This is a genomic window from Streptococcus australis, from assembly GCF_047463015.1.
GTDB classification, from domain to species: Bacteria; Bacillota; Bacilli; order Lactobacillales; family Streptococcaceae; genus Streptococcus; species Streptococcus australis_F.
This window is the reverse complement of sequence record NZ_JASHER010000014.1, coordinates 19,538-28,582: the sequence shown is the minus strand read 5'-3', so window position 1 is coordinate 28,582 and position 9,045 is coordinate 19,538. Positions and strand designations below refer to the sequence as shown.

At 43.0% G+C, this 9,045-nt stretch carries 5 protein-coding genes; all 5 read left to right on the top strand.

Annotated features, from left to right (window positions below; all coding sequences use genetic code 11):
- Nucleotides 1-226: 226 nt before the first annotated feature.
- The 5 genes from QM873_RS09860 (at nucleotide 227) to pgfM1 (ending at nucleotide 9,011) form a co-directional block, all read left to right on the top strand.
- Nucleotides 227-724: a beta-class carbonic anhydrase gene (locus QM873_RS09860; protein ID WP_414279217.1), complete on the top strand. Its 498-nt coding sequence runs from the start codon at nucleotides 227-229 to the stop codon at nucleotides 722-724.
- Nucleotides 725-893: 169 nt separating this feature from the next.
- A complete protein-coding gene (locus tag QM873_RS09855) occupies nucleotides 894-2,909 on the top strand; it encodes a DUF2079 domain-containing protein (protein WP_414279216.1) in 2,016 nt (671 codons plus the stop codon).
- A gap of 528 nt (nucleotides 2,910-3,437) precedes the next feature.
- Nucleotides 3,438-5,033 carry an Ig-like domain-containing protein gene (locus QM873_RS09850; protein WP_414279215.1) on the top strand — a complete coding sequence of 532 codons (1,596 nt, stop codon included), beginning with the start codon at nucleotides 3,438-3,440 and terminating at the stop codon, nucleotides 5,031-5,033.
- A gap of 73 nt (nucleotides 5,034-5,106) precedes the next feature.
- Nucleotides 5,107-6,066: a glycosyltransferase PgfS gene (gene pgfS / locus QM873_RS09845; protein WP_414279214.1), complete on the top strand. Its 960-nt coding sequence runs from the start codon at nucleotides 5,107-5,109 to the stop codon at nucleotides 6,064-6,066.
- Nucleotides 6,067-6,086: 20 nt separating this feature from the next.
- Nucleotides 6,087-9,011 carry a glycosyltransferase PgfM1 gene (gene pgfM1, locus QM873_RS09840; protein ID WP_414279213.1) on the top strand — a complete coding sequence of 975 codons (2,925 nt, stop codon included), beginning with the start codon at nucleotides 6,087-6,089 and terminating at the stop codon, nucleotides 9,009-9,011.
- The last annotated feature ends 34 nt before the right edge of the window (nucleotides 9,012-9,045 follow it).

Here is a 9,045-nt window from a genome sequence, read left to right as displayed (position 1 = left end):
ACGCAGTGGTTGAGTGGGCTCTACTACGCTGATTTCATCAGCTTTTACAGCCCTACTCAACTGTGCGGAGGTGGGACGACGAAATCGAATTCTAACGAATTACCGATTTCTGTCCCACTCTCTTTTTCATGTAGGCTGACAACTGACAATCTGGGAAAAAGATGGTAAGATAGAGAGTAAATAATTTGGTGTTCAAACTATTTTGCCAACCAGAAAGGAAGTTCTTATGTCCTATTTTGAGAATTTTTTAAAAGCCAATCAAGCCTATGTTGAATTGCACGGAGACCTTCATCTCCCGATCAAACCGAAAACGCAAGTGGCCATTGTGACCTGTATGGACTCTCGTCTTCACGTCGCACCGGCACTAGGTCTTGCTCTGGGGGATGCCCATATTTTGCGGAATGCAGGGGGGCGCGTGACAGAGGACATGATTCGTTCCTTGGTCATCTCGCAGCAACAGATGGGGACTCGAGAAATCGTCGTCTTGCACCACACAGACTGTGGAGCGCAAACCTTTGAGAATGAAGGCTTCCGTCAGCATTTGAAGAAGGAACTGGGAGTTGATGTCGGAGACCAAGACTTCCTACCCTTTCAAGATATCTACGAGAGCGTCCGAGAAGATGTCGCTCTATTAAAAGTCTCACCGCTGATTCCAGACGACGTCATTATCTCAGGAGCTGTCTATGATGTCGATACAGGATTGATCACTGAGGTGATAGATTAGCGTAAACCGTTAGCTTTTCGGCTAACGGTTTTTGTATGCAAAGATGAAACTGAAAATTGATAGGGGTTGAAAATATAAGGAATCAAATGGTTAGAGAGGCTACAAAGATATTAGTCCAAACTAGGTTTGAAGTATAAAATTATGATAAAATATCAGTTGGAGGATTTTTATGAAGAAAAAAGTTTTTAGCGATTTGTTTGTGAAAACGGATTATGCTATTATGTGCGGTATCAGTGCGTATTTGACAATGCTTATGGTAGACTTGTTGAGTGCGACCTCACAGGATCTGTTTTTGACACTCGCTCCCTTGTCGATCTTAAAAGTGGGAATCTTTTTTATTGTGGGCGGTGCGTTGATTTGTTTACATGACAAGTTGACAAACTCAGATATACGTAGTATCACGATGATTCTTTCTTGTGTGACTCTCCTCATAGTTATTTATAAGAGTATGTCCTTCTTTTTATCGCTAGGCTTAATTCTTTTGGCTCTGATTTTGTTTATTGGAGGGATGTTTAATAAAGAAAAGTCCTCCTATTTGTATATATCGGTCATCTTGCTAGCCATCCCTAGAATATTAACGTTGGGAAGCTCGAATTTTCAAGATCAAGCACTTGGCTTTCATTCTGTTGATCTGTCCAGTACCCGATTTCTTTCAATCATCTGGCCAGTCGCTATTGCCTCCATTATCTCAATTGCGTTTATTATCCTCTATCTCAAATTTCCGATCTTTAACTATTTAGAGCGACATAAAAAAGTAGTTCGAACAATCGTGTTTTCGCTAGTTCTGGTTTATGTCCTTTATCTTTCTGTTGTAGTGGTTTACAAAGTGAGGACGAATGAGTTGTCATCGTTTGATATTGGGATATTTTCTCAAATGTTTGAACGGATGAATCACGATTTGACTCCGATAACGACCTTAGAGAGAGATAGAGCTCTCTCTCATTTTGCCGTCCATATTTCACCTATCTTTTATCTAATGTTGCCATTCTATAAGCTCTTCCCATATGTAGAGACCTTAGAAATTTTACAGTTGCTCGTAGTCTTTTCAGGGATTATCCCATTGAGATTAATCCTTCGTAAATTAAAGTTTTCCAATCTCACAAATACCTTGGCCATCTTATGGTTTATGCTGTTGCCAGTGATGACAACGGCAGGGGGATTCCATCTTCATGAAAATTGCTTTTTAGTCCCATTAGTGTTTTGGGTATTCTATTTCGTTATTTCGGAACAAAAATGGAAGATTCTACTAGCTACCATGTTACTATTGTTGGTGAAAGAAGATGCCTTTATCTATGTACTTAGTATGGGCTTATTCTTCCTTTTCCAAAAACGATTTGATCTATCCAAGCAGACAAAAAGATGGCTTCTCTTTACGGAGATTGTCTTGCCGATTGCCTATTTCGTTTTTACCATGTATCTTCTGAGTGCCTATGGTGAGGGAGGAATGATTTCACGGTATGACGCATTCTTGCTCAATGGGGAAAGCGGGATGTTCATGGTGATTAAGAATCTATTCTTCCATCCAGGCTATGTCATTAGTACGCTACTGACTGCCAAAAGATTAGGGTATTTATTCTTAATGTTTGCTCCGGTATGTTTCTTAGGACTACTCCAACAGCGTTGGTCGACTTATTTTCTTGTGCTTCCACTGATAGTGATTAACTTATTGTCCAATTGGTCCTATCAGTATGATATTGGTTTCCAGTATAGTTATGGAAGTGGTGCTTTAGTTTTCATCATGGCTCTTCTAGCATTAGAGGATCTGAAAGAACATAACATCTTACAGGAAAAATTGACGGTAGCTATCGTGATAGTAGGAATTATTTTTTCTGGTAGTCTTCTACACCACTTTACTCATAATTGGTCCTTTAATATCGGCTATTACCGTCAAAATAAAGAAATGTTTGATGAAATCCAGAAGACTTTAGGAAGTTTGCCAAAGGATGCTTCAGTCTTAGCTGAGGGAGCCTATACGCCATCTCTTAGAAAACATAAAGAGCTTTTTGACATTTTCTATCACAATGATAAGAAGGCGGATCCGACAATTGATTATATTGTGATTCCTCAATCTCAAAAGGATCAAAATAAAGAATACAATCAATTATTAGAGAGTTACGAAGCTTTAGGATACCGGGAGAGTCAGTATTCGTCTGCTCACGTTTATATTTTAGAGAAGGCAAAGTAAAAAAGCGGACACCTAGTCTGTTTGGTCAGTAGCAATAAACATATGCTCCCATATTAGACAATTAAAGATAGGCTGGGACAAAAGTCCTAGCCTATCAATTGTCTTTGGATTGTCGAGCAAGACGCAGCGGTTGACTTGGCTCTACTACGCTGATTTCATCAGCTTTTACAGCCCTACTCAACTGTGCGGAGGTGGGACGACGAAATCGAATTCTAACGAATGACTGATTTCTGTCCCACTCTCTCTTTATATAGGTCGCTCTCTTTTGTTTCCAAAGTGGTTAAAAAAACATAGAAAAAACAGGGAAAGTATGTGAAAACTTAATGAAAAACATGGATGTTAAGATGATTTTCGCTAGGCATCGAATCGCTGATAATGGCCTTCTTTGCAGCGTTTGAGAGGCTTTGGCTCTCCTATAAAATCGGATTGACAAAAAACTGAACAATTAGTGAAAAAACATTAAAAAATCTTGCATTTATAAACAGATATGTTACAATAATAATCAAATAATTTATAAAGGAGCATAATATGCAGACCACAAAAGCACGCGTGAAGCGAGTTTTAGCATTTATGAGTCTTTTAGTTTTATCCTTGACAGTTTTTACGACAGTCTTTGCGACTGAAGTAACCAGTTATACGATAAAAACTGAAATTAAGGTTGATAACCAACCGTTAACTGCCGACACGAAGATCACTACTGGTCAAACGATGGAGGCGACAAACGAGATTAGTTTCCCTGACTCACAGCAGATCAATGCTGGTGACACATTGGTTTTAGATCTTCCAAAAGAACTAGGCCTGGTGACCAAGCTAGAGTTTCCGATTGTACACGAAAATGGTGAAGTAATTGCCAATGCAGTGACAGATCCAAGTACGCAAAAGGTGACCATTACCTTTACAAACTATTTCACTGAGAATTACAAAGATAAGGTAATGACCTTGAAGTACAATGTCCGTCCAAATGCAGCAAACCTGCCAAAGACGGGGACTTACTACTTTACATTTGGTAGCACTGACTTCACATTGAAATACAACAAGGACGATGGTGAAGCTGGTGACTATGAAATGAAGTATGGTTACCAAGATCCAGAAAATCCTAAACGGATAAAATGGCGTATTGTCTTGAATGCGGTTCAAGACAAGTTGAACAACATGGTCATCAAGGATGACTTCAGCGACAGCGGACAAGTCTTGGTAGAAAGTTCCTTCCGTGCAGTTCGTTATGCGACTCAACCAGAGAAGATTCCGAATGAGGCGGCTCTTCTTAAATTGGAACCGATTGATAACTTTACCAAAAAAGCCGAGTTTACCAGAAATGCTGATGGCGATATTACAGGATTCACGATTAATTTTGGGGATAACTGGAACTGGGCTATGTACATTGAGTACACAACAGAGTTGAAGTCAGAGCTTCCTAAAGGAAGTAAAGTGGCCAATGTCCTAGAATGGTCAGCTAGCAACTTTGACAAGTCTCGCTCAATCAACGCCTTGACACGTTTAGAAACTGCTTCAGGTAGCGGTAGTGGGGATCGAACAACTACTACAACGACGACTACCACAACAAGCACAACCACTACAACGACGACAACTGTGGCACCAACGACCACGACAACGACGACAACTGAGGAACCTTCAACAACGTCAACTACGACAACTGAGGAACCTTCAACCACGTCAACTACGACAACTGAGGAGCCTTCAACCACGTCGACCACGACGACTGAGGAACCTTCAACCACGTCGACCACGACAACCGAGGAGCCTTCAACCACGTCGACCACGACAACTGAGGAGCCTTCAACCACGTCGACCACAACGACTGAGGGACCAACAACCACGTCAACCACGACGACTGAGGAACCAACAACTACGACAACTACGACGACAACCACTACGACAACTACGACTGGTGGAGGACGTCCAACAACCACTACGACAACAACAACTCCAGGTGGTCCAACTACTGGTGAAACTACTGAGTCAACACCAGGCGGCGGTACTGGTGGAGGTCGTAAGAAACTTCTTCCAAGTACTGGTGAAGTCGTAGCAACTGGTCTCGTTATTTCGGGAGTCGTTGTTCTCATCGGTGCGATCGTGTTAAAACGTAAAATTTCTAATAAATAAACAAAGAGTTTCCGTATGATGGAGAGAGCGAAAGCTCTCTCTTTTTTGGGAGAACGATAGATGGAGAAAAAGGATGAAATTATCAATACTCATTACACTACTCAATGAGGAATTAGTACTAGCTCAGACGCATGCAGCTATTTCGGCCCAGTTGGAAGACATGCTTGGGAAAGATCTTTCGGATTATGAAATCCTTTATATTGATGATGGGAGCAATGACAGGACCTTTGAGCTGATTGCAGGAATTGCCAGAGACAATAATCGGGTCAAATATATTCGCTTTAGTCGAAACTTTGGCCGGGAGAGCGGCATCTTGGCTGGTTTTAAGTATGCGACGGGAGATGCGGTCATGGTCATGGATGGTGATTTGCAACATCCGCCTTATCTCATCCCGCTCTTTTTAGAGGCCTACAAGGAAGGCTACGATATTGTCAGTGGCCAGCGGACTCGTGACGGTGAGTCCTTTGTGGGGAGCACCTTTGCTCGTCTCTTTTACTTCCTATCTAACAAATCGATGGATGTCCATTTAACGGATGGGAAATCTGAGCTCAGACTTCTCAGTCGCAAAGCTATCAACGCCTTTGTCTCCATGCCAGAATACAACCGCTTTAATAAAGGTCTGTACGAATGGATTGGCTTCAAGGAGAAAGTCATCCCCTACAAAAATGAACTTCGCAAGGCTGGAAAGAGTAAGTTTGGCTTCAAGAAATCCATGAACTATGCCATTCAAGGGATTATATCCTTTAACGACCGCCCTCTTCGCGTTTGTATCCAGTTTGGATTTATCTGTCTGGGATTGGCCATTCTTTACTTGGTTTTTGAGTTGATGAAGTATATCTTTGCTCCGGGGGATTATGTGAGTGGGTATTTTACCACCATTGCGGCCATCATTCTTTTTAGTGGGGTTCAGCTAATCTTTATCGGAATTCTTGGAGAATACATCGGGAAGATTTACTATGAAGTGAAGCGTCGCCCTCATTTCATTATTGAAGACACCAATATTGAAAAGGCGAAAGAAGATAGTATCGGATAAGGAAGATAGGAGATAGAAGAATGTTTGTCTGGACCAAGCCTTGGCAAGAACTTTGGAAGAGAAAACCCAAGGGCTTGCTGTATGCTTTTAGCGCCATGCTCCCAATGGCCATCATGCTGGTCGTTTGGGCTTTTATGGGGACTTTTCCATTTGGAGACAAAAGCTTGATGGCTGTTGACTTTGGTCAACAATACATCAGCTTCTTTGGCTTGTTAAAAAATGCCGTGCTCTCCGGAGATTTATCTAGTTTGAGCTATTCCTTTACCAAGTCTCTGGGGGGAGATATGATAGGGGTGCTCGGCTACTATTTGATGAGTCCTTTTAATATCATCTATATTTTGACACCCCTCAAGTACTTTGGGTTTGCGGTCTTCTTGACCATTTGGCTTCGTTATGGGGCTATCGGGATGGCCTTTGCCTTCCTCTTGATCAAGCGGTATAAGGGCTTGGAGTCTAGGAAATGGCTGGTGCCCCTCTTTGCGACGGCTTATGCCCTGTCAGGGATGCTGGTGTCGTATCAGATGAATGTCATTTTCTATGATGCCATGATCATGCTTCCCATCGTCATCGTCTACCTAGAAGAACTATTGGATGGAGGCGCTCCCTACCGCTATGCCTTTGCCTTAGGCTTGACCGTCTTGCTCCAATTCTATATGGGCTATATGATCTCCATTTTCATCGCCTTGTATGCTTGCTATTATGTATCGCCAAGGCTGATGGTCGAAGGAGATTGGAAGAAGAAAATTAGAAACGTCAGTCTTCCCCTCTTGCAGGCAGTGATCTATTCGATTATCGGGATTGCGCTAGCTTCTGTCATCCTCTTGCCGGTCTTCTTCAACCTCATTGAAAGTAAGGGCCAGGTCGGAGGAGGGATGACCTTCTCGTTGGCCTTTCAAATTAACCCCTTAGATATTTTTGCCAAGCTAGTTGTGGGTGGCTTTGATAACACCTCAGGCTGGTCTGCGGGGCCAAACCTTCCCAATATCTATATCGGTGCCTTGGGGCTACTAGGCTTTGTATCCTATTTCTTGTCGAAAAAAGTTGTCAGAGTTAAGAAGTGGGCTGCCGGTCTAGTCACCCTCGTCTTCTTTATTTCCTTTGTCAATGAGTTTGTCAGCAAGATTTGGCATATGGGGCAAAATCCAGCTGGTTTCTTTTTCCGCTTCTCTTGGCTATTCTCTTTCTTTATGCTCATTCTGGCCTACCAAGCGATGAAAGAAAAAATTATGCTTTCGCGCATCGCCAACCTAGTGATTGGTCTGGTGTTGGCGTTGGCAGTTGTCTATGTCTATTCGCAGAACTATAGCTTCATTGCCAAGCTTCAACCGTCTGGTGCCTCCCGTTACATCACCCGCTTTACCGCCCTTCATTTGTTGGCGCTCCTGGTCGTTGCCTCCTATGGTTTTTACAGCTATTGGGACAAGTCCAAGAAGAGCCAGAAAGAAAAGCTCATTCGGCTTGGCTGGACGGCCGGTTTCCTTGTCCTTGCCCTTGTTCTTCTAAAAGCAGGCTATTTGTTGTCCCAGGTTGGGATCACCGTTCTGATGTACTTGCTTGTCCTTCTGGTCTTAAACCAAAAATGGTCTCGCTTGTCCGTCGTGATCTTATCAGCCTTGACCTTCTTTGAGCTGGGCTACAATGCCTATCTATCTCAGGTGACCTTAGGCTATGACAGTGTCCATAAATTTGCAGATGCTACTGTCTCGGTCAAGCGTGTGACGGACAAGGTCCAGGTTGATGCGGATGAGAAGTTTTACCGGATTGCGACCGACTTTGCCTATTCTCGAACAGTTCCATCCTTGGTATCTTATCCAGGCTTGAGTACCTTCAGTTCGAGCTTAGAACGGTCGACCATGGACCACTTTGCCTATATGGGAGATCTAGGCGTTAATGCAGCCACAGAGTATACCAATGGGACGCCTTTGACGGATGCCTTGTACGGTGTTCGCTATTACATGCATGCCAAGGAGTTCGATCCAAAAGAGATGGAAGCTCATCCAGAAAAGATGTATTTCTATCGCTTTACCAACCGCTTTGACATGGGGCGTTACTACACAGAGACAGTCTATGAAGACAATCGCTTTGTCGTCTATAAAAACCCTCATTCCTTCCCTTTGGCCTATGGGACGAATTCCCTCGTGAAGAACATTCAGTTTGGGGCCAACAACGCCTTTGCCAACCAGAACATTATCCTCAACTCTATGGAAGGCCATCAAAAGAATACGGGTGATTATGTAGACTATTTCAAACCCTTGGCCTTTACTGGGATTGAAACGGAGAATTTAATAGAAGAAAAGGTCAACAAGGAGACAGGAGAGGCCATCTATCGACGGGCAGATTCTTCTAAAGAAGGCATTATCCGTTATAAGGTCATTCCACGTTCCAACAATACCTATTACTTCTTTGTGCCGGCGTCCTTGATTCCTAAGCAAGATTACTCTGTCCTGGTCAACAATAAATGGCTGCCAAACAGTAAGACCTTTACCCAAAGGCAAATCTGGCAGCTGACGGACATGACTGAAAATCAAGAGTCAGTCATTGAGTTCCGCTTTAGAACGGATACCATCGACATGAGCCAGGCGGGTGTCTATCGAGCCGAGCTGGATCAGATCCAAGAAGTACTTGAGAAGCGCAAGCAACAAGGTTTGAAGGTGACCAAGTTCAGCAATACTCATATCGAGGGGGAGGTCACTATTACAGATGATAGTGATGTCATGATGACCTCCATCCCATACAGTGCCGGCTGGCAGGTGAAAGTGGACGGTCAATCCGTCACGACCGAAAGAGCCTGGAATAGTTTCCTATCTTTCCCAATCACCAAAGGGAAACATAAGGTCGAGTTTGTCTTCAAAACCAGAGGCAGCTTGATCGGTGCCCTATTGTCTATTGTCGCAGTTGTGAGTCTCCTTATCATAAGAAAAAGATGGGAAGAGGAGCATGCTTAAGTTTCCTCAACGAGGAATAAATTTCTTAAAAAGA

Excerpts from the sequence above, each read along its gene's own strand:
- pgfM1 (WP_414279213.1), top strand. The coding sequence starts at position 6,087 with ATGTTTGTCTGGACCAAGCCTTGGCAAGAACTTTGGAAGAGAAAACCC.
- pgfS (WP_414279214.1), top strand. The coding sequence starts at position 5,107 with ATGAAATTATCAATACTCATTACACTACTCAATGAGGAATTAGTACTA.
- QM873_RS09850 (WP_414279215.1), top strand. The coding sequence starts at position 3,438 with ATGCAGACCACAAAAGCACGCGTGAAGCGAGTTTTAGCATTTATGAGT.
- QM873_RS09860 (WP_414279217.1), top strand. The coding sequence starts at position 227 with ATGTCCTATTTTGAGAATTTTTTAAAAGCCAATCAAGCCTATGTTGAA.
- QM873_RS09855 (WP_414279216.1), top strand. The coding sequence starts at position 894 with ATGAAGAAAAAAGTTTTTAGCGATTTGTTTGTGAAAACGGATTATGCT.